At 38.0% G+C, this 20,380-nt stretch carries 22 protein-coding genes; 18 read left to right on the forward strand and 4 right to left on the reverse strand.

The window, feature by feature from the left end; all coding sequences use genetic code 11:
• Positions 1-67: 67 nt before the first annotated feature.
• Both RZ55_RS02245 and RZ55_RS02250 read right to left on the reverse strand, forming a co-directional pair.
• Positions 68-424: a hypothetical protein gene (locus RZ55_RS02245; protein WP_057175654.1), complete on the reverse strand. Its 357-nt coding sequence runs from the start codon at positions 422-424 to the stop codon at positions 68-70.
• Between the two features lie 109 nt (positions 425-533).
• Entirely contained in the window at positions 534-863 is a 330-nt protein-coding gene (locus tag RZ55_RS02250; RefSeq protein WP_057175655.1) for a hypothetical protein, read from the reverse strand.
• Between the two features lie 133 nt (positions 864-996).
• Between RZ55_RS02250 and RZ55_RS02255 the strand changes: the two genes are divergently transcribed.
• From RZ55_RS02255 to RZ55_RS02265, 3 genes are read left to right on the forward strand one after another with little or no spacing between them, the layout of a single operon-like run.
• Positions 997-2,730 (forward strand): ABC transporter ATP-binding protein, encoded by a 1,734-nt coding sequence (locus RZ55_RS02255; RefSeq protein ID WP_057175656.1) that lies wholly within the window; start codon positions 997-999, stop codon positions 2,728-2,730.
• Entirely contained in the window at positions 2,714-4,549 is a 1,836-nt protein-coding gene (locus tag RZ55_RS02260) for an ABC transporter ATP-binding protein (RefSeq protein ID WP_057175657.1), read from the forward strand. Before RZ55_RS02255 ends, RZ55_RS02260 begins: the two co-directional genes overlap by 17 nt.
• A 16-nt stretch (positions 4,550-4,565) precedes the next feature.
• Positions 4,566-5,564: a serine hydrolase domain-containing protein gene (locus tag RZ55_RS02265; protein ID WP_057175658.1), complete on the forward strand. Its 999-nt coding sequence runs from the start codon at positions 4,566-4,568 to the stop codon at positions 5,562-5,564.
• Positions 5,565-5,601: 37 nt separating this feature from the next.
• Here the strand turns inward: RZ55_RS02265 and RZ55_RS02270 are convergent, their stop codons facing one another.
• Positions 5,602-6,312, reverse strand: coding sequence for a type 1 glutamine amidotransferase (locus RZ55_RS02270; RefSeq protein WP_034532051.1), 711 nt, complete (start codon positions 6,310-6,312; stop codon positions 5,602-5,604).
• Positions 6,312-7,661, reverse strand: a complete 1,350-nt coding sequence (locus RZ55_RS02275) for a Mur ligase family protein (protein ID WP_057175659.1) — start codon at positions 7,659-7,661, stop codon at positions 6,312-6,314. Before RZ55_RS02275 ends, RZ55_RS02270 begins: the two co-directional genes overlap by 1 nt.
• A 170-nt stretch (positions 7,662-7,831) precedes the next feature.
• On the opposite strand from RZ55_RS02275, the gene RZ55_RS02280 reads away from it, so the two are divergent.
• The 15 genes from RZ55_RS02280 (at position 7,832) to RZ55_RS07160 (ending at position 20,359) form a co-directional block, all read left to right on the forward strand.
• Positions 7,832-8,416, forward strand: a complete 585-nt coding sequence (locus RZ55_RS02280) for a thymidine kinase (protein ID WP_081034487.1) — start codon at positions 7,832-7,834, stop codon at positions 8,414-8,416.
• A gap of 10 nt (positions 8,417-8,426) precedes the next feature.
• Positions 8,427-9,509, forward strand: a complete 1,083-nt coding sequence (gene prfA / locus RZ55_RS02285; protein WP_034534741.1) for a peptide chain release factor 1 — start codon at positions 8,427-8,429, stop codon at positions 9,507-9,509.
• Positions 9,502-10,344: a peptide chain release factor N(5)-glutamine methyltransferase gene (prmC, locus tag RZ55_RS02290; protein ID WP_057175660.1), complete on the forward strand. Its 843-nt coding sequence runs from the start codon at positions 9,502-9,504 to the stop codon at positions 10,342-10,344. Before prfA ends, prmC begins: the two co-directional genes overlap by 8 nt.
• An 18-nt stretch (positions 10,345-10,362) precedes the next feature.
• On the forward strand, positions 10,363-11,382 hold the full coding sequence (locus RZ55_RS02295; protein WP_057175661.1) for an L-threonylcarbamoyladenylate synthase: 1,020 nt from the start codon (positions 10,363-10,365) through the stop codon (positions 11,380-11,382).
• A 30-nt stretch (positions 11,383-11,412) separates the two neighbouring features.
• A complete protein-coding gene (glyA, locus tag RZ55_RS02300) occupies positions 11,413-12,654 on the forward strand; it encodes a serine hydroxymethyltransferase (protein ID WP_057175662.1) in 1,242 nt (413 codons plus the stop codon).
• Positions 12,655-12,666: 12 nt separating this feature from the next.
• A complete protein-coding gene (gene upp / locus RZ55_RS02305) occupies positions 12,667-13,299 on the forward strand; it encodes a uracil phosphoribosyltransferase (protein WP_034534733.1) in 633 nt (210 codons plus the stop codon).
• Positions 13,300-13,639: 340 nt separating this feature from the next.
• Positions 13,640-14,299 carry a F0F1 ATP synthase subunit A gene (atpB, locus tag RZ55_RS02310; RefSeq protein WP_057175698.1) on the forward strand — a complete coding sequence of 220 codons (660 nt, stop codon included), beginning with the start codon at positions 13,640-13,642 and terminating at the stop codon, positions 14,297-14,299.
• Between the two features lie 29 nt (positions 14,300-14,328).
• Positions 14,329-14,541 carry a F0F1 ATP synthase subunit C gene (gene atpE, locus RZ55_RS02315; RefSeq protein WP_041152751.1) on the forward strand — a complete coding sequence of 71 codons (213 nt, stop codon included), beginning with the start codon at positions 14,329-14,331 and terminating at the stop codon, positions 14,539-14,541.
• 52 nt (positions 14,542-14,593) lie between these two features.
• The gene (gene atpF, locus RZ55_RS02320) at positions 14,594-15,130 is read left to right on the forward strand and encodes a F0F1 ATP synthase subunit B (protein WP_041152750.1); all 537 of its coding nucleotides are present in this window, start codon (positions 14,594-14,596) and stop codon (positions 15,128-15,130) included.
• Positions 15,120-15,662: an ATP synthase F1 subunit delta gene (gene atpH / locus RZ55_RS02325; protein WP_057175663.1), complete on the forward strand. Its 543-nt coding sequence runs from the start codon at positions 15,120-15,122 to the stop codon at positions 15,660-15,662. The genes atpF and atpH overlap by 11 nt, the downstream gene beginning before the upstream one ends.
• A gap of 31 nt (positions 15,663-15,693) precedes the next feature.
• Complete coding sequence (atpA, locus tag RZ55_RS02330) at positions 15,694-17,223, forward strand: F0F1 ATP synthase subunit alpha (protein WP_034534729.1); 1,530 nt, start codon at positions 15,694-15,696, stop codon at positions 17,221-17,223.
• A 21-nt stretch (positions 17,224-17,244) separates the two neighbouring features.
• Positions 17,245-18,147, forward strand: coding sequence for a F0F1 ATP synthase subunit gamma (locus RZ55_RS02335; protein WP_034534727.1), 903 nt, complete (start codon positions 17,245-17,247; stop codon positions 18,145-18,147).
• Positions 18,148-18,170: 23 nt separating this feature from the next.
• Positions 18,171-19,577: a F0F1 ATP synthase subunit beta gene (gene atpD / locus RZ55_RS02340; protein ID WP_053792574.1), complete on the forward strand. Its 1,407-nt coding sequence runs from the start codon at positions 18,171-18,173 to the stop codon at positions 19,575-19,577.
• 12 nt (positions 19,578-19,589) lie between these two features.
• Positions 19,590-20,012, forward strand: coding sequence for a F0F1 ATP synthase subunit epsilon (locus RZ55_RS02345; RefSeq protein WP_034532079.1), 423 nt, complete (start codon positions 19,590-19,592; stop codon positions 20,010-20,012).
• A gap of 131 nt (positions 20,013-20,143) precedes the next feature.
• Complete coding sequence (locus RZ55_RS07160) at positions 20,144-20,359, forward strand: DUF1146 family protein (protein ID WP_080695557.1); 216 nt, start codon at positions 20,144-20,146, stop codon at positions 20,357-20,359.
• The last annotated feature ends 21 nt before the right edge of the window (positions 20,360-20,380 follow it).

Raw genomic sequence — 20,380 nt, forward strand, 5'->3', positions numbered from 1 at the left:
ATATGAGTATTTAAAAATAACCAGTTTTATTTATCGAAAACATAAGAAAAAAGCAGGACCAAATGTCCTACTTAAGTTTTAATAAATCTAAATCCATCACGTTTAAAATGTTTGCGATAATCACAATCCAATTAATTGCTACTAATTCAAGATTAATATCAGGAGTAAGCATGCAGGCAGCAAAGAGCACTAGGACTAAGATTCCTAAAAAGACTTCCTTTGCTAATATGCTTCTCAAAAAGAAATTGAATATTATTTGAATTAAGTAGCATAGAGCGAGGACAAAGAATAGTAAGCCGATCATAACGGCATTTTCAATGTCGATACCATCCGAAAATGTGTATACCATTCCGGTCGCTAAATATAAAGCCACCAGGAAGAATTCACAGATTGAGATGATAATCGCGGCAATCTTGCTGTTCATTTTATAACTCCATTTTTTAAACTAACAGTATAAAATGATACTATTTGCAACAAAATACGTCAAGTTGTTGCTTTTTATAGTATAAAATTTTTGTTATAGTATAATGTGATTATTCAAAAGATAAATCGAGGAAAAATTTACCAAGGTCTAAGATATGACTGGTAGAAATCCAGACGTCGTTAAAGGCCATGGAGCTTGTATCGGTCATTTCACTGAAGTAATCCAAGAGGTGACTGTTTTCTTCTAAAAATGATCTGTTCATGCGATTGGCACGAATCCGATTTTTAGGGAAAAAGAGGTCAGGATTACCGACAGCAACGTCGTCTTGAATTAACATTTGGATGGCGTTGTTGTACTTATTATTATTAATGATGACCTTGTCAGGATTGTTTTTAACAAACGTCAAAACGTTTCTTAATGCATCAGAATTACTTCCCATAGTATTACTCCTTTGTGTGTATTTAATAAAAGGGTAATGCAATCCCTTTTAAAATCAACGAGTAGAGTATATAATAATCTTTTGAATTTTAAAACGGCAATTAATAAAAAAATCGTTCGGAGTGAATGTAAATATGATAAAACTCGCTAAGAAGTATTTAGTATGGTGGGCAGTTGTTGCAGCTGTCCTATTTATGGTGGTGCAAGTCTCATGTGACTTGTATTTACCAACCGTTACTTCTAACTTAATCGACAAAGGGGTCGCCCAAAATGATATTAACTATATCTGGACCCAAGGTCTTCAGATGTTAGGAGTTGCGTTTATCGGGGTGCTAGCAGCGGGGGGTAACATCTTCTTTGCTGCCACCCAATCCCAAAAGATGGGGAAGAAAATTAGATCAGCTTTATACCGTAAGATTATTTATTTAGCTGACCAAGACTTGGATAAGTTTGGGGATGCATCATTAATTACTAGAAATACTAATGATGTTGTGCAAATCCAAAACGTAATGATTCAAGTATTAAGAATGATGGTGATGGCACCAATTATGTTAGTGGGTGCAATGGTATTGGCTTTTGTTAAGAGTCCACATCTTACCGTTGTCTTCCTATGCGCATTAGGTGTCTTATTAGTCTCTGTATTTGTCATCATGTCATTTGCCGGACCTCTATTTAAGAAGTTACAAGGTCAAACTGATAGATTGAACTTGGTCTTTAGAGAAGGTTTAACCGGTGTTCGTGTTATCCGTGCGTTTAACCGTGATCAATATGAACAAGACCGTTTCGACAAGTACAACAACAAGTATGCTAAGACAGGAATCAGAGTCTTCATGCTTACTTCATTAATGTTCCCACTTATGACTTTCATCCTAAGTGGAACTAACGTTGGAATCGTATGGTTTGGTGCCAAGATGATTTCTACTAACTCACTTGCAGTTGGTAACTTGGTATCATTTATGACTTATGCTACTCAAATCTTGATTAGTTTCATGATGCTTTCAATGCTTTTCGTATTTATTCCTAGAGCTCAAGCATCAGCAAGTCGTATCAATGAAGTATTAGATGTTAACGATTCAATCGTCGACGCTGACGAAACTGTTGCACCAAAATCTGATTCAGCTAGTCTTTCATTTGACCACGTTGACTTCAGATACGGTGACAGCAATAAGTTAGCGCTTGAAGACATTAATTTCTCAGCTAAGTCCGGTCAAACCGTTGCCATTATTGGTGAAACTGGTTCTGGTAAGTCTAGTTTGGTTAACTTGATTCCACGTTTGTATGACGTTTCAAGTGGTGAAATCAAGATTGATGACACTCCAATCAAGGACATGGCACAAAAAGATCTTCATAAGTTAATCTCAATTACTCAACAAAAGGCAGTCCTATTCACAGGTACTGTTAAAGAAAACATGATGTATGGTAATGAAGATGCTACAGATGATGAAATCTGGCATGCACTAGAAGTTGCTAAGGCAGCCGACTTTGTTAAAGAAGAAGGCGGGTTAGACACCCGTGTTGAACAAAACGGTGATAACTTCTCTGGTGGACAAAAACAACGTTTGGCAATTGCTAGAACGATTCTAAAGAACGCTGACGTTTATGTATTTGATGACTCATTTTCAGCATTGGACTTCAAGACTGATGCTGAATTAAGACAAGCATTGAACAAGGATGAAAAGATTCAAAGTGCTGTAACAGTAATTGTTGCGCAAAGAATCTCAACCGTTGCCGATGCCGATGTCATCTTAGTATTGAACAATGGTAAGGTCGTTGGATCAGGTACTCACGCAGAACTATCCAAGGATAACCCATATTACCGTGCTATCTTAGACTCACAAATTAAGAAGGGAGATGACGACCGTGCATAATCATGGAAAAGGAAAAGGCGCAAAAGCAGAAAATTTCTGGTCAGCAACATGGCGCTTAGTGAAGTATGTTAAACCATGGATGCTAGGAATCATCTTCACATTAATCATGGCAATCGCTGCCGTGGTACTACAAATTGTTACTCCTAAAATTTTAGGGGAAGCTACAACTGAAATTTACAAGGGTGTTATGAAGGCCTTTGTGATGAAGAAACAAGGCTTACACGTTTCTTCAATTCCAATCGATTTTACAGCAGTTGGTCATATTCTAATTACAGTCGCTTCATTATATATCTTGGCTGCGCTATTCAACGTTGGTCAACAATTCATTATGACTTACATTTCTCAAAAGGTTGTTTACCAATTGAGAAAGGACTTGAAAGCTAAACTAGAACGTTTACCAATCTCATACTATGACACTCATTCCAATGGGGATATCATGTCTAGAATGATCAACGATATGGATAACATTTCTACCATGCTTCAAACCAACTTAACGCAATTCATCACCAGTGTGCTACTATTCTTTGGTGTGCTATACATGATGTTAACCATTAGTTTCTCACTAACATTGGTTGCTATCTGTACACTTCCATTGATTGGAATTATCGTTGGTGTAGTTGCTCCTAAGTCACAACGTTTCTTCAGTAAGCAACAAAGTCACTTGGGTGATGTTAACAGTCAAGTTGAAGAAAACTTTGCTGGTCACACCATCATCAAGACTTTCAACCGTGAAGAAGAGGCAATCAAGCAATTCGAAGAACAAAACGATAAGTACTACAGCTACGCATGGAAGGCTCAATTCGTATCTAGTTTCATGTTCCCATTAATGAACTTCGTTAAGAACTTAAACTACGTTTTCGTAGCCATCTTTGGTGGTATTAAGGTTGCCGCTGGTGCCGTTACTTTAGGTAATGTTCAAGCATTCCTACAATACGTCAACATGTTTAACCAACCAATCACCAACTTAGCTAACTTAACTAATACCATTCAATCAACTATCGCATCTGCTGAACGTATCTTTAAGGTCTTAGATGAACCTGAAATGCAAGATTCAGATGTGAAGTTGGCACACGAAGAAACTAACGACAAGATTAAGTTTGAAGATGTTAACTTCAGATATGTTGAAGACACTCCTTTAATTAAGGACTTCAGCCTAGATGTTCCAAAGGGAACCACTGTTGCCATCGTTGGACCAACCGGTGCTGGTAAGACTACCATCATTAACTTGCTAGAACGTTTCTACGATATTGATTCTGGATCAATCAAGTTAGATGGTGTTGATACTCGTGAATACTCACGTAGTGAACTTAGATCACACATCTCAATGGTGCTACAAGATAGCTGGTTATTCTCTGGTACCATCTTTGATAACATCAAGTATGGTAATGCAAACGCTACTGATGAAGAAGTATATCAAGCGGCTAAGGAAGCTCAGGCAGACGAATTTATTGAAAAGTTACCTGACGGATACGATACTGTGTTAAACGAAGCAGCATCAAACGTTTCTCAAGGTCAACGTCAATTAATCACAATTGCGCGTGCATTCCTTGCTAACCCAGAAATCTTAATCTTGGATGAAGCAACTAGTTCAGTTGATACTAGAACTGAATCGTTAATCCAAGACGCAATGGACCGTTTGATTCAAGGTCGTACTAGTTTCGTTGTTGCCCATAGATTATCAACTGTGCAAAACGCAGAAAAGATTATTGTGATGAACCATGGACAAATTAAAGAAACTGGTAACCACAAGTCATTAATGGAACAAAATGGTTTCTATGCTGACTTATACAACTCACAATTTATTGGTAACAATCTATAATTAGGTGATGAAGACGATGAAATATAATAAGACGGAATTGGCGATTCAAAAGTTAGTCGACGATGGGGTCGTTCCTGGCGTTAACTATGCATTTATTGATGAAGATGGCACGCAACGTCATCTGATTGGGAACAAGCAACTAGTGCCCAAAGAAGTGCCTTTAGATGATGGTCATTTGATTTATGATATGGCATCCTTGACCAAGGTTGTTGGAACCACGATGGTGATTTTAAAACTAGTCGAAGACGGTAAGCTATCGCTAGAAGATTCAATTAGTGACTACTTACCAGAATGGCAATATCCAGAAGTGACCGTGCGTAATCTAATTACCCACACTTCAGGAATTGAGGGGTACATTCCACATCGTGATCAACTAGACCATGATGAGCTAATCGATGCACTCTTGGGATTGAAAGCGGGTGCTGGTTTAAATCACGAAATGCACTATGCTGATGTCAACTTTATCTTCTTAGGATTAATCGCTAAGCAGGTGACTGGAAAAGCCATTCAACCTTTAATTGAGGAATTGGTCTTAAAGCCATTACACATGGTCAACAGTTCATTTCATCCTGACGCCGACAATTGTGTTCCAACCACATACGATGAAGAACACGGGTTGTTACAAGGCCATGTTCATGATCCAAAAGCACAAGTGTTAGGTGAGGACTGTGGTTCAGCCGGACTATTCAGTAATATGGATGACTTATTGTTGTTTGTGGAATCTATATTGAATCCAGACGACAATCCAGTTCTAAGTTCTAACACAGTCCGTGGTTTTTACATCGACCAGACTAAGCATGACTTAGGTAGAAGCTATGGCTTTGAAAGAATTAATTACAAGGGGATGCCATTTATCTGGCAATCTGGTTTTACCGGAACCTTTATCGTGATTATTCCTGAAAAGAAACACGCTATGGTATTTCTATCAAACCGCATTCATCCCGTATCACCAAACGAATATTATATTGAACGTCGTAAACCTTTGATTGAAACCTATTTAAATGAAAACAAATAAAAAAGACGGATACTTAATGTATCCGTCTTTTTGTTTATTAATATGATTCTGAAACGTCAATCTTTTCTTGTGCAGAGAAGTCATCGTTAGGGTAACGGCGCTTCAATGCCTTGATTAAGATGTGTTTTGCGATGATGTTGTTTCTAGCTAGGATAGGACCGTGGAAGTAAGTGCAGTAAACGTTTTTGAAGATTGCACCTTCAGCTTGATCGGTACCGTTGTTACCGTAACCTTGTTCAACGTCACCTAATGGACGTTCGCCATTTCCGGTGTAAGTAACACCTTGGTGGTTTTCGAAACCGTGGTAAACTTCACCGGTTTCCTTGTTCTTAATCTTGATGTCACCGATGAAACGGTTGTCGTGTTGTTGTTCAGTGTAGTGGTCTAATACGCCGATACCAGGAATCTTGTTTCCTTCAGCGTCGATGTAGTACTTACCTAGAAGTTGGTAACCACCACAGATAGCTAACAAGCAACCATCTGAATCGATGAACTTTTTGATCTCATCTTTTTTAGTTTGGAAGTCTTTTGAAACAATGCTTTGTTCAAAATCTTGTCCACCACCGAATACGGCGATGTCATAGTCATCAGATTTGAAGTCTTCGTCTAAACTAACGACTTGTGATTCAACGTTGATGCCCATTTTCTTTCCATAGTATTTAAGAACTAAGATATTTCCTAAATCACCGTAGGTATTCATCAAATCACCGTATAGATGGGCAATGTGTAATGTATATTCTTTGGTCATTATTCCATACCTCCCTTAATGTAACCTTTTTCTGCAAAGTCTTTTCTTAATTGAAGCATTGCAGTGTAGGTAGCTAGGATGTAAACCTTCTTAGTTGGTAGAGTAGGGATTTCTTCGACTACCTTTTCTAAGTTAGGTTGCACTTCATGGATGTTTTCATCCACACCGGCAACCTTGAATCTAAAGGTAATGTCCTTGTATCTTTCACCACCGGTGATGAACTTCTTGATTGGCATCTTGGTGAAGCGTTCAAATTCACCGTCCCAAATCCAACTAGTGTCAATTCCGTCAGCGTAGTTGGCGTTTAGTAGGCAGATTAGTGAGAAGTCATCTTTTTCCTTTGAGATGGTATCGATAACTTGGTTTAGACCAACAGGGTTCTTAACCAATACTAATGTAGTTTCCTTACCATTGATGTCGATTAATTCCTGACGACCAAAGACACGTTCGTTGGCAGTAAATGAGTTAGCGATGTCCTTTGGATCAACGTCTAGGAAACGGCCAACTGAATAAGCAGCTAGGGCATTGTAGATGTTATATATTCCGCCAATTCCAATTGATAGATCTTGGCCATCGACAGTGAAGTCAGATGAGTTAGGAGTTAATGCACCTAGTTTAGTTAATTCATGAGTTAGTTCTGGGCGTTTGAAACCACAGTGTTCACAGAAATAGTTACCTAAGTTGGCGTAACTGATGTAGTGGTAGTGCAAGATGTTTTGACATAATGGACATAAGACACCATCAGTATTTGGTTCCGCCTTGAAGTTATCTTCGTTATCATGATTCTTGAATCCGTAGTAAATCTTTGGATTTGGTAAATCAACGGAGTTAAAGATTGGTGCATCACCATTGGCGATGATAGTGGCTTCTGGCGCTAGTTTGACACCATCAATAATCTTCTTATAGGTAGTGTAGATTTCACCATATCTATCCATTTGATCACGGAAGATGTTAGTGAAGACAAAGGCGATTGGTTTAACGTACTTAGTTAGTTTAATAACGTTTGCTTCATCGACTTCCAAGACAGCAAGTGGACGGTTGGTCTTAGGATTTTTAGCTTTTAGAAATGTAGTTACTAGACCTTGTTCCATGTTAGAACCAGATGGGTTAGTAACAACGTTTTGGTATTTTTGTTTTAGCACTTGAACAGTAAGTGCAGTGGTTAGGGTTTTTCCGTTAGTACCAGTAACCACAATAATGTCATAGTTTTGACCTAGATGTTTTAAAATCGCTGGATCAATTGCGGTGGTAATCTTTCCAGGAAGAGAACTTCCTCCGTTCATAAAGGTATGTAAAAACCAGTATGAAGACTTACCCGCAAAAGTCGCAAATTCGCTTCTTATAGACATTGCTTGTACTCCTTAATTAATTAATACACAAAATTTTATCATACTTTACTATTATAGACCGAATAATTGCATTATTTCAGTAAAATGATGTAAATTCTTTGGAACTGTCGAAATTAATTCATAAATCAGCTATAATAATAAATGAAAAAATACAGAAAGCGAGTTTAATCATGGCACAACTATATTATCGCTACGGGGCAATGAACAGTGGAAAGTCCATTGAAATCATCAAAGTTGCTCATAATTATGAAGAACAAGGTAAATCAGTCGTAATCATGACAAGTGCATTGGACACAAGGGAAGAAAGAGGTACTGTTGCATCCCGAGTAGGATTAAGCAGAAGTGCACATGTTATTGAAGCGGATTCTGATTGCTTTGAAATGGTCAAAGAAATTGACCCAGATGCTAGTTGTATCTTAATTGACGAAGCCCAATTTTTGACTAAGGCTCACGTCTTACAATTAGCAAAGATTGTCGATGAACTATCGATTCCAGTAATCGCATTTGGTTTGAAAAATGACTTCCAAAACAAGTTGTTTGAAGGATCTGAAGCGTTATTGTTGTATGCTGACAAGATTGAAGAAATGAAGACTATTTGTTGGTTCTGTGGTCGCAAGGCTACAATGAACCTTCGTTTCCATGACAATCAACCAGTATATGAAGGTGAACAAATTCAAGTAGGTGGAAATGAATCATACTACCCAGTATGTCGTAAGCATTATTTCAACCCACCTTTGGATGAAATGGGAAAGTGAGGAATAATTAATGGATGAAATATTTGAAAAGCTGCAATCAGTAGTTGATCGATACGATGAACTAAACGAATTGATCAGTGACCCAGAAGTTATCGCAGATACAAAACGTTTCATGGAACTATCTAAAGAAGAAGGTAGTCTAAGAGAAGTTGTTGCTGCTTACAACAAGTACAAGGACGTAGTCTCACAACTAGAAGACGACAAGGCCATGCTTGCTGAAAAGCTAGACGACGACATGAATGAAATGGTTAAGAGTGAAATTAGTGAACTAGAACCACAAAAGGCTGAACTTGAAGAACAAATCAAGATTATGCTATTACCTAAGGACCCTAATGATGACAAGAACATCATCATGGAAATCCACGGTGCTGCTGGTGGGGATGAAGGTAGTTTATTTGCCGCTGACCTATACAACATGTACATTCGTTACGCTGAAAGCCAAGGCTGGAAGACATCAATCATTGATGAAAGTGACACCGAAGTTGGTGGATTTAAGGAAATCGCCATCATGATTCAAGGTGATAATGTCTATTCTAAGTTGAAGTTTGAAAACGGTGCTCACCGTGTTCAACGTGTTCCTTCAACTGAATCAGCTGGTCGTATCCATACTTCAACTGCTACTGTTGGTGTTATGCCAGAAGCAGAAGACGTTGACTTAGAAATCGATCCAAAGGATATCAAGACTGACGTTTACCGTGCATCTGGTGCCGGTGGACAACACGTTAACAAGACTTCTTCAGCGGTTAGAATGACCCACTTGCCTACAGGTATCGTTGTTGCTATGCAAGATGAACGTTCACAACAACAAAACCGTGCTAAGGCAATGCAAGTGTTGAAGTCACGTGTATACGATTATTACCAACAACAAGAAGAAGATAAGTATGACGCTGAAAGAAAATCAGCCGTGGGTACTGGTGATCGTTCAGAAAGAATTAGAACTTACAACTATCCTCAAAACCGTGTTACTGACCACCGTATTGGTTTGACAGTTAACAAGTTAGATAAGGTTATGAATGGTGACTTAGAAGATATCATTGACGCGTTGATTCTATCTGACCAAACCGAAAAGTTGGAGCAACTAAAGAATGAATAATATGACTTATTTTGAAGCCCAGAAGAGGGCTTCTTTTCTTATCTCCGAAAAAAATTTAGATGAGGAGACCGCTAAAATATTCTTAATGGAAATGTTTGGCTTCGATAATACCCACTTATTGTTACATTATCGTGACGAAATGAAACAAGAAGACATCAAAAGATACTTTGATTGGATTGACCAATATTTAAATGGCCAACCGGCTCAATACATCATCGGTGAGACTGAGTTTTACGGTAATCGTTTTAAAGTCGATGATAGAGTACTAATTCCACGCCCTGAAACAGAGGAGTTAGTAGAGTGGTTATTGACTGATTTTGCCAATCAAAAAGACTTAAAAGTGCTCGATATGGGAACCGGAAGTGGTGCTATTGCCATCTCGATTAGCAAGGAACATCCAGACTGGCAGGTAGATGCTGCTGACATCTCCGCAAAAGCCTTACAGGTAGCCGGTTTGAACAATGAAATTAACAAAACGAACGTTAGGTTCATCGAGAGTGATTTGTTTAACGCTATTTCCGAAGATTATTACGTAATTATCAGTAATCCTCCTTATATTTCCGAAGATGAGATTAAGTATATGGATGAAAGTGTCATAGAACACGAACCAAAAGAAGCGTTATTTGCAAAAAATAATGGCTTATTTATGTATCAAAAAATCGCAGAATATATTAAAATAAAGAAGGACACTGTACACGGCAGTTTATATCTTGAAATTGGGTTTAAACAAACTGAAGCAGTAACCGAGATTTTTACTGAGTTAATTCCGGGATGCGAAGTCACTAGTCGTAAAGACTTCTTCGGTAATCCAAGGATGATTCGAGTAAAGTATTAGGGAGGGATGTATTTATTTATGGACACAAAAATCTACACTGCAGATGATTTAGCTGCAGCCGCTAAAGATATCGTCGATGGAAAGCTAGTTTCTTTCCCAACTGAAACGGTATACGGTTTAGGGGCAGACGCAACTAATGAAGATGCGGTTAAGCAAGTTTACGCGGCTAAAGGACGTCCAAGCGACAATCCTTTAATCGTCCATGTTGACGGCCCAGAAATGGTTGAAAGATATGCACAACCATTGTCTGATGAGGCAAAGAAGCTAATTAATACATTTTGGCCTGGACCATTAACCATCATTTTTAATTTGAAAGACAATGTATTATCTAAAACCGTTACCGGTGGATTAGATACTGCAGCATTTAGAAACCCTAACAATGATGTCACTTTATCATTAATCAGGGAATCAGGGGTGCCAATTGTGGGACCATCTGCTAACACATCTGGAAAACCAAGTCCTACCTTGGCCAAGCATGTTTACCATGATTTAAAAGGTAAGATTGCAGGAATTCTAGATGACGGTGAATGCCAATATGGTGTTGAATCCACTGTCTTAGATATGTCGACTGATCGACCCGCAATTTTAAGACCAGGTGCTATCTCAGCCGAACAAATCGAAGAAATTATCAACAAACCTGTGCTAGATGAACGAGTACATTTATCCGCTAGCCAAATTCCAAAGGCTCCAGGAATGAAGTACAAGCACTACGCACCATCAGCTCAAGTCTATATTGTCGATTCCACAAGCGACTTCAAAGAAGCAGCTAAGTGGGCATCACAACAAGATCATACTGTTGGAGTCATGGCAACTGATACTGTTTTAAACGATATTGATTGGCCTGATAATGTCGAAACATTTTCATTAGGAGATACCGTCTTATCAGCAAGTCATGCTTTATTTGCAGGACTAAGACATTTTGACAATGAAGAGGAAGTAAAATCAATCTTGACCCAAGGTTTTGCAAATCAAGGCATTGGTGAAGCATATATGAACAGATTGAATAAATCTGCTGGACAAAAACATTTTAATAAATAGTTACGTAACTTTTGAGGGGGCACTTCTGTCATGAAATACGATTACCAAAATGAAGACAAAGAATTATGGGATGTAATTAAGAATGAACAAACTCGTCAAGAAAACACAATTGAGCTAATTGCGTCAGAAAACATTGCATCAAACGCTGTGATGGCTGCACAAGGTTCTGTTTTAACTAACAAATACGCCGAAGGGTATCCTGGTAAGAGATACTACGGTGGGTGTGAATTTGTAGATAAATCAGAAACATTAGCGATTGAACGTGCAAAGAAGTTATTTGGGGCTGAATATGTTAATGTTCAACCACATTCAGGTTCACAAGCTAACCAAGCTGTGTACTCAGCATTTTTGAAGCCTGGAGATAAGATTTTAGGGATGGACCTAAACGCTGGGGGTCACTTAACCCACGGTGCTAAGGTAAACTTCTCAGGTAAGATTTACCAATCATTCTCATACGGCCTAGATCCAAAGACTGAACGTCTTAACTACGATGATATCTTAGCAATTGCTAAGGAAGTTCAACCACAAATTATTGTTGCTGGTGCTTCAGCTTACAGCCGTATCATCGACTGGAACAAGTTCAGAGAAATTGCCGACGAAGTTGGCGCCTACTTAATGGTAGATATGGCCCACATTGCTGGACTAGTTGCTACCGGATTACATCCAAGTCCCATCGGAATTGCCGATGTCGTAACTACAACCACTCACAAGACTCTAAGAGGACCTCGTGGTGGAATGATTTTGTCTAACGAAAAATATGCTAAAAAGATTAATTCTGCAATGTTCCCAGGATCACAAGGTGGACCATTGGAACACGTGATTGCTGGTAAGGCTGCTTGTTTCTTTGAAGACTTGCAACCAGCATTTACAGAATACTCAAAACAAGTTATTAAAAATGCAGCTGCTATGGCTGACGAATTTAACAACAGTGATACTATCAAGGTGGTATCTGGTGGTACCGATAACCATTTGATGGTCTTAGACTTAACCAACACTGAATTAAATGGGAAAGAAGCTCAAATCCTATTAGATTCACTTAATATTACAACTAATAAGGAAGCAATTCCTGATGAGAAACTAAGTCCATTTGTTACAAGTGGATTAAGATTAGGAACTCCTGCGATTACTTCTAGAGGGTTCGATGAAAAAGATTCACGTAAAGTTGCAAAGATGATAACACGTGCAATTGAAAATCATGACGATGAAAATGTCTTAAACGAAGTAAAAGAAGAAGTATCCCAATTAACCCAATCACATCCAATTTTTGATTAAAGGAGATTAATCATGGGAAAATTTCAAGTAATGAATCATCCATTGATTCAACACAAATTAACTATTATTAGAAACGAAAATTGTGGAACTAGAGAATTTCGTGAAGTTGTAAATGAAATTGCTTCATTGTTAGCTTTCGAAGTTTCTAGAGATATGCCACTAGAAGATGTTGATGTAAAAACTCCACAAGGTATTGCACATGCAAAGCAACTATCAGGTAAGAAGGTTGCTGTTGTGCCAATTCTTCGTGCCGGTATCGGGATGGTAGACGGTATCTTGGACCTAATCCCTGCCGCTAAGGTAGGTCATATTGGTATGTATCGTGATGAAGAGACCTTAGAACCACACGAATACTTTGTGAAATTGCCAAGTGATATTGACAAACGTCAAATTTTTGTTGTTGATCCAATGCTTGCTACCGGTGGTTCTGCCATCATGGCAATCGACGCTTTAATTAAGCGTGGTGTCGACGAAAGTAATATTAAATTTGTGTGCTTGGTAGCTGCTCCCGAAGGTGTGGAAGCGCTTCAAAAAGCCCATGGTGACGTAGATATTTATACTGCTGCGTTAGATGATCATCTAGAAAACGGTTACATTGTACCCGGACTAGGTGATGCCGGAGATCGTCTATTCGGAACTAAATAAAATAAAAAATCCATCATTTTTTGTGATGGATTTTTTATTTATGTATAACTTTATACTAAAAGTCTAAGATACATTTTTTACAATTTGTAAAGCACAAATTGTAATTTTTGTAAAAAAACAGTTAAATAATTATTTTATTTTGAAATGAAGCCTGAATGGTGGTACTATCTTATTGTATTTTGAAAGAGAAATACATCATCTTAAGAGTTAAAACTATCGTTAATGTGAATTAATGTAACATTAATGTTTAGTATGCTTAGGTTGCGAAAAGGGGTGATAATCTGTGAATGATCCAATATCCACATTTAAGCTATTTGGGCTTACATTCAATATTGGAAACATGGTTTCCGTTACGGTTGCCGCAGTTTTCGTATTCTTGTTCGTATTCATTTGTTCTAGAAAGCTACAAGTGATTCCATCAGGAAAACAAAACTTGCTTGAAATGATTGTTGATTTCACCAACGGAATTGTTAACACTTCTGTTGAAGGTGCTAAAGCCAAGGTTTACGGCCTATTTGCTTTCGTACTATTCGTATTCATCTTCATTTCTAACCAAATGGGACTACTTTTCCAAATTGATTACAATGGGGTTGCCTATGTTAAAAGTCCAACGTCAGATCCAATTGTCACTTTGACATTGGCCGCTATCACGTTGGCATGGGCTCATTTCGCAGGAGTTTCAAAGCTTGGATTCAAGGGTTACTTCTCAAGTACATACTTGAAGCCATTTAAGTTATGGTTGCCATTGAATGTCTTCGAAGAGTTAGCTAACTTCCTAACTCTTGGTTTGCGTCTATATGGTAATATTTTCGCAGGTGAACTACTTCTAGGATTGCTATCTAAATTAGCACTAGGTTACGGTGTATTGGGATACATCCCATCCGTACTTGTTGCAATGATTTGGGAAGCATTCTCAATCTTTATCGGAAGTGTTCAAGCATTCGTATTTGTAACCTTAACATTCGTATACATTTCTCAAAAGATTCAACCTGAGGAATAATTTTATTTATTATATAAGGAGGATTTACCATGGGTGTATTAGCTGCTGGTATTGCTATGGCTGGTGCCGCTATTGGTGCGGGTATCGGTGATGGTATCGTTATTTCTAAATTTATTGAAGGAATGGCTAGACAACCAGAAATGACTGGTCAATTAAGAACTAACATGTTTATCGGTGTTGGTTTGGTCGAAGCTCTACCTATTATTTCTTTAGTTCTATCATTCGTATACATGGCTAAATAATAATATAAAGGTAAAGTAATTCTTCTATTCTCAATTAAGGAGGTGTCAATAGATGCTTTCACATTCATTATTGCCAACTGTCGCTGTGACTGATGGTGGTGGATTGTACTACGGTAACATGATCTTTACAGCTCTTGTTTTCATCATCTTGATGATTCTTATCATGAAATTTGCATGGAAGCCATTATCAGAAATGATGGAAAAACGTGCTAACAAGATTGCCGACGACATCAATTCTGCAGAAAAGTCACGTAAGGACGCTGAAGATTTAGCAAAGCAACGTGAAGACGCCTTAGCAAAATCTAGAGAAGATGCAACTGGCATTATTAATAACGCCAAGCAATCTGCTCAAGTACAAAGTGACCAAATTATCACAACTGCTAGAAACGATGCTCAAAGTATCAAGACTTCTGCTCAAAAAGATATTGAACAAGAACGTAAAGATGCTTTAGCAAACACCAAAAATGATGTGGCCAATTTATCTATTGAAATTGCTTCTAAGATCATTCAAAAAGAATTAAAAGCTGACGATCAAAAGGCATTGATTGATTCTTATATTGAAGGGTTGGGGAAGCAAGATGCTAGATAAAATCACATTCGCAAAACGCTATTCAAAAGCACTTTATGAAGTGCTTGAAGACCAAAATCAAGTTGAAGCCGGTTTGAGTGAATTATTATCTATCAAACAAGTTTTTGATGATAATTCATCACTAAGTCGAGTTTTAACTGATGTAAGCTTTCCAGAAGACAAAAAAGAAAGTTTAATCAAACCTTTGATTGACAATTCTGACGTCGAATTTGTTAAGAACCTTTTAAAAGTTTTATTAGGTGCTAACAAAATGGATGAATTTACTTTGATTGTGGAAGAATTTGAACGTTCTTACAATGAAAAGAATAAGATTGTTCATGCTGATGCACTATCTGTAGTTCCTCTATCCGACGAACAAAAGCAAAAACTTGCAGACGTCTTTAAGGCGCGTGTAGGTGCCAACGAAGTTATCCTAGATAACAAAGTTGATCAAAGTCTAATCGGTGGTGTAATTCTAAAATCATCGAACGTTATTTTTGATGGAAGTGTTAAGACAAAAATTAACAACATTAAAAAACTTCTATTGAGTTAATAACAATATCTATCAAAGAGGTGAAACTTTTATGAGCATTAATGCTGAAGAAATCAGTGCTCTAATCAAGCAACAATTATCCGGTTACAAGGATGACCTAGCTGTTGAAGAAACAGGGGTTGTTACCTATGTTGGTGACGGTGTTGCTCGTGCTCATGGTTTAGATAATGCGTTGTCTGGTGAGTTACTTGAATTCGAAAACGGAATCTATGGTATGGCTCAAAACCTTGAAAGTAACGATGTAGGTATTGTTGTTTTAGGTGACTGTACACATATTCGTGAAGGTGCAACTATTAAACGTACCGGTAAAATCATGGAAGTTCCTGTTGGAGAAGAAATGGTGGGTAGAACCATCAACTCATTAGGTCAACCAATTGATGGTAAGGGTGATATCAAGACTGAATCATCTCGTCCTATTGAAAAGAAAGCTCCAGGTATCATGGACAGACAAAGTGTTTCTGAACCATTACAAACTGGTATTAAGTCAATCGATGCGTTAGTTCCAATTGGCCGTGGTCAACGTGAATTAATCATCGGTGATAGAAAAACAGGTAAGACTTCAATCGCTGTTGATACTATCTTGAACCAAAAGGATCAAGATATGATTTGTATCTACGTTGCGATTGGACAAAAGGACTCAACTGTCCGTTCACAAGTTGCTACTCTAGAAAAGTTTGGCGCAATGGATTACACAATCGTATTGTCAGCCGGTCCTTCTGAACCAGCTCCATTACTATACATTGCTCCATACGCTGGTGCAGCTATTGGTGAATACTTTATGAACCAAGGTAAGCATGTTTTGATCGTTTACGATGATTTAACAAAACAAGCCAACGCTTACCGTGAACTATCACTTATTCTTCGTAGACCTCCTGGTCGTGAAGCATATCCTGGTGATATCTTCTATACCCATTCACGTTTACTAGAACGTGCTGCTAAGTTATCAGACAAATTAGGTGGCGGTTCAATGACTGCTCTACCAATTGTTGAAACTCAAGCAGGGGACGTTTCAGCTTACATTCCAACCAACGTAATTTCAATTACTGATGGTCAAATCTTCTTGAACTCAGACATGTTCTATTCAGGAACTCGTCCAGCCATTGATGCTGGTACATCAGTTTCTCGTGTTGGTGGGGATGCTCAAATTAAAGCGATGAAACAAGTAGCAGGTACTTTGAGACTTGACCTAGCTTCATATCATGAACTACAAGCCTTTGCTCAATTCGGTTCAGACTTGGATGATGCAACTCAAGCTAAGTTGAACCGTGGTGCTCGTACTGAAGAAGTTCTAAAACAACCTCTTCACGCTCCACTACCTGTCGAAAAACAAGTACTTATTCTATTTAGTTTGACTCACGGATACTTAGACAACATTGCTGTTGATGATATCCAACGTTACCAAACTGAATTATTCAACTTCTTCGACGCTTCACACAGTGACTTACTAGATACAATTGTAAACACTGGTAAGTTACCAGAAGGTGATGCTTTAGCAAATGCAGTTGATGAATTTACTAAATCATTCACTCCAAGTAAGCAAGAAGAAACACAAAATAACTAGCTTGAAGGATGGTGAGAACTAATGGCTGAATCTATTAATGATGTTAAACATCGTATTGCATCAACCAGAAATACACGTCAAATTACTACTGCGATGCAAATGGTTTCTACTGCAAAGTTAAACCGTATTCAAAAGCATACCAGTAATTACGAGGAATATGTTTCTCGTGTTAAGGCTGTTGTAATGCATTTAGCTCAGTCTCATTTGTTAGACAAAATTAATTCCTCAAGTAATGCGTCTGACCACAAGTCTGGTAAGACAGCATACCTAGTTATTACATCTGATCGTGGAATGGTAGGAAGTTACAACAGTAATGTGATTAGAGAAACTAATAACTTTATTGAAGAACACACTCCAAATCCTGATGATTATATGATTTTAGCTGTAGGTGGAAATGGTGCTGACTTTTATAAGAACCGTAATGTAAACGTGGCTTATGAATACCGTGGCGTTTCTGATATTCCTACTTTCGCTGAAGTTAGAGAAATCGTTAAGACTGCAAACTCAATGTTTGAAGATGGTGTGTTTGACAAGTTATACGTTTGCTACACACACTTTGTTAACCGTATTTCTTCAACTTTTAGAGCTGAAAAAATGCTACCAATGGATAGCGAAGCATTTGAAGAAGAATCAAGCCAAGACATTAAGGCACATGACTTTAGTGCTGAATATGAAATTGAACCTGACGAATCAGCTGTATTGAAGGTTGTATTACCTCAATACGCACAAAGTTTAGTATTCGGAGCAATCCTTGATGCTAAGACTTCAGAACATTCATCAAGTTCAACTGCTATGCAATCTGCTTCAGACAATGCATCAGATCTTATTTCTAGATTAGAACTACAATATAACCGTGCAAGACAAGCTGCTATCACTACCGAAATTACAGAAATTGTCGGTGGTCAAGAAGCTTTGAAGCACTAATATGACGGGAGGAATTAACGAAAATGAGTACTGGTAAGATTATTCAAGTTATTGGACCAGTCGTTGACGTTGAATTCCCAACGGACGTTGAATTACCTGACATCAACACCGCTCTTCGTGTACACAAAGACGATAACGAAACTTTAGTTACAGAAGTTACCCTTGAATTAGGTGACGGTGTTGTTAGAACTATCGCCATGGACGGAACTGACGGTTTACGTCGTGGAATGGAAGTTGAAAATACTAAAGCTCCTATTTCAGTTCCTGTTGGTGAAAACACTCTAGGTCGTGTATTTAACGTTCTTGGTGAACCAATTGATGGTGGTCCTGAATTTGGCGACGATACAGAACGTTGGCCAATTCACAGACAAGCTCCAAGTTACGATCAATTAAATCCATCTGCAGAAATTCTAGAAACCGGTATTAAAGTTATCGATTTACTAGCACCATACATTCGTGGTGGTAAGGTTGGATTGTTCGGTGGTGCCGGAGTTGGTAAAACTGTTTTAATTCAAGAATTAATTCATAATATTGCTCAAGGACATAACGGTATCTCAGTATTCACCGGTGTTGGTGAACGTACTCGTGAAGGTAACGATATGTACTTTGAAATGAAAGGTTCAGGTGTCTTGGACAAGACAGCCATGGTATATGGTCAAATGAACGAGCCACCTGGAGCACGTATGCGTGTTGCTTTAACTGGTTTGACTATCGCGGAATACTTCCGTGACGAAGTTGGTACCGATGTTCTATTGTTCATCGATAACATCTTTAGATTTACTCAAGCCGGTACTGAAGTTTCCGCATTGTTAGGTCGTATTCCATCAGCCGTAGGTTACCAACCTACATTGGCTACTGAAATGGGTCAATTGCAAGAACGTATCACTTCAACTAAGAAGGGTGCGATTACTTCAATTCAAGCCGTTTACGTTCCTGCCGATGATTACACCGACCCTGCTCCTGCAACTACTTTCGCTCACTTGGATGCAACAACCAACTTGGAACGTTCATTAACTCAACAAGGTATCTACCCAGCTGTTGATCCATTGGCATCAACATCAGCTGCTCTAGATCCATCAATTGTTGGTGAAGAACACTACAAGGTTGCAACCGAAGTACAACAAGTATTGCAAAGATACCATGAACTTCAAGATATCATTTCTATCTTAGGTATGGATGAATTATCTGACGAAGAAAAGACCATTGTTGGTCGTGCACGTCGTATCCAATTCTTCCTATCACAAAGCTTTAGTGTTGCTGAAACATTTACTGGTTTACCAGGTAGATATGTTCCAGTTGCCAAGACTGTTGAAAGTTTCAAAGCTATCCTAGATGGTAAGTATGATGATCTTCCTGAAGATGCATTTAGAAACTGTGGACCTATTGAAGACGTAGTTGAAAATGCTAAAAAAATGAAGCAAAACAACTAAGGAGGGTTCTAATTGGCTGATAACAACTCAGTATTAACCGTTAGTATCGTTACTCCTGATGGTAAGGTATATGAACGTGAAGATGCTCGCTTGGTTATTGTTAGAACCAAGAGTGGTCAATTAGGAATTATGCCTAATCATGTTCCCGTAATAGCTTCATTGGAAGTTGACGAAGTAAAAGTAAAATCCGGTTCAGATGTAGATGAAATTGCCGTTAACGGTGGTTTCGTTGAATTCTCAAACAATAACTTAACTGTTATTGCAGATAGTGCCGAAAAGCAAGGGGATATCGACGTTGATCGTGCCGCTGCTGCGAGAGACCGTGCTCAAAAGGCATTGGAAATCGCTAGACAAAAGCATGATAACCAAGAAATCCTAAGAAACCAAGTTGCTTTAAGAAGAGCTATTAACCGAATTCATGTTGCTAAACATTAAGAAAGAGGTCTGCATTTAATGCAGACCTTTTTTGATACATAAATAAAAAACAAATTAATATATAGTTAGTGAAGATTAGAAAGACAAAATGAAAATTTTATGTTATAGTTGCTATAAAGAATGGAGATATTATGGAATCATCAAATATTAATTCTTTCTTAGATTTAGCTATTCAATTATTCTTTATTGGATTAGCTTTTTGGAGTTTAAATGATATTCATCTAGAGAGATATGTCAAAATGCACATTAATCAGTACCGAATTTTAATAATTCTATTATCTATCTGTATTGGATATGTGTCAGGATCTTTCTTTATATGGGTAATAAACATGACAATAAATCATTAAAATTGAAATTACTGGAGGGTT

The sequence above is a fragment of the Apilactobacillus kunkeei genome, assembly GCF_001421115.1.
Taxonomy (GTDB): Bacteria; Bacillota; Bacilli; order Lactobacillales; family Lactobacillaceae; genus Apilactobacillus; species Apilactobacillus kunkeei_F.

Excerpts from the sequence above, each read along its gene's own strand:
- RZ55_RS02255 (WP_057175656.1), top strand. The coding sequence starts at position 997 with ATGATAAAACTCGCTAAGAAGTATTTAGTATGGTGGGCAGTTGTTGCA.
- RZ55_RS02295 (WP_057175661.1), top strand. The coding sequence starts at position 10,363 with ATGGACACAAAAATCTACACTGCAGATGATTTAGCTGCAGCCGCTAAA.
- RZ55_RS02270 (WP_034532051.1), bottom strand. The coding sequence starts at position 6,312 with ATGACCAAAGAATATACATTACACATTGCCCATCTATACGGTGATTTG.
- upp (WP_034534733.1), top strand. The coding sequence starts at position 12,667 with ATGGGAAAATTTCAAGTAATGAATCATCCATTGATTCAACACAAATTA.
- prfA (WP_034534741.1), top strand. The coding sequence starts at position 8,427 with ATGGATGAAATATTTGAAAAGCTGCAATCAGTAGTTGATCGATACGAT.
- atpF (WP_041152750.1), top strand. The coding sequence starts at position 14,594 with ATGCTTTCACATTCATTATTGCCAACTGTCGCTGTGACTGATGGTGGT.
- atpH (WP_057175663.1), top strand. The coding sequence starts at position 15,120 with ATGCTAGATAAAATCACATTCGCAAAACGCTATTCAAAAGCACTTTAT.
- RZ55_RS02280 (WP_081034487.1), top strand. The coding sequence starts at position 7,832 with ATGGCACAACTATATTATCGCTACGGGGCAATGAACAGTGGAAAGTCC.
- prmC (WP_057175660.1), top strand. The coding sequence starts at position 9,502 with ATGAATAATATGACTTATTTTGAAGCCCAGAAGAGGGCTTCTTTTCTT.
- RZ55_RS02265 (WP_057175658.1), top strand. The coding sequence starts at position 4,566 with ATGAAATATAATAAGACGGAATTGGCGATTCAAAAGTTAGTCGACGAT.
- RZ55_RS02250 (WP_057175655.1), bottom strand. The coding sequence starts at position 863 with ATGGGAAGTAATTCTGATGCATTAAGAAACGTTTTGACGTTTGTTAAA.
- RZ55_RS02275 (WP_057175659.1), bottom strand. The coding sequence starts at position 7,661 with ATGTCTATAAGAAGCGAATTTGCGACTTTTGCGGGTAAGTCTTCATAC.
- RZ55_RS02260 (WP_057175657.1), top strand. The coding sequence starts at position 2,714 with ATGACGACCGTGCATAATCATGGAAAAGGAAAAGGCGCAAAAGCAGAA.
- RZ55_RS02245 (WP_057175654.1), bottom strand. The coding sequence starts at position 424 with ATGAACAGCAAGATTGCCGCGATTATCATCTCAATCTGTGAATTCTTC.
- RZ55_RS02335 (WP_034534727.1), top strand. The coding sequence starts at position 17,245 with ATGGCTGAATCTATTAATGATGTTAAACATCGTATTGCATCAACCAGA.
- atpE (WP_041152751.1), top strand. The coding sequence starts at position 14,329 with ATGGGTGTATTAGCTGCTGGTATTGCTATGGCTGGTGCCGCTATTGGT.
- glyA (WP_057175662.1), top strand. The coding sequence starts at position 11,413 with ATGAAATACGATTACCAAAATGAAGACAAAGAATTATGGGATGTAATT.
- atpB (WP_057175698.1), top strand. The coding sequence starts at position 13,640 with ATGGTTTCCGTTACGGTTGCCGCAGTTTTCGTATTCTTGTTCGTATTC.
- atpD (WP_053792574.1), top strand. The coding sequence starts at position 18,171 with ATGAGTACTGGTAAGATTATTCAAGTTATTGGACCAGTCGTTGACGTT.
- RZ55_RS07160 (WP_080695557.1), top strand. The coding sequence starts at position 20,144 with ATGGAATCATCAAATATTAATTCTTTCTTAGATTTAGCTATTCAATTA.
- atpA (WP_034534729.1), top strand. The coding sequence starts at position 15,694 with ATGAGCATTAATGCTGAAGAAATCAGTGCTCTAATCAAGCAACAATTA.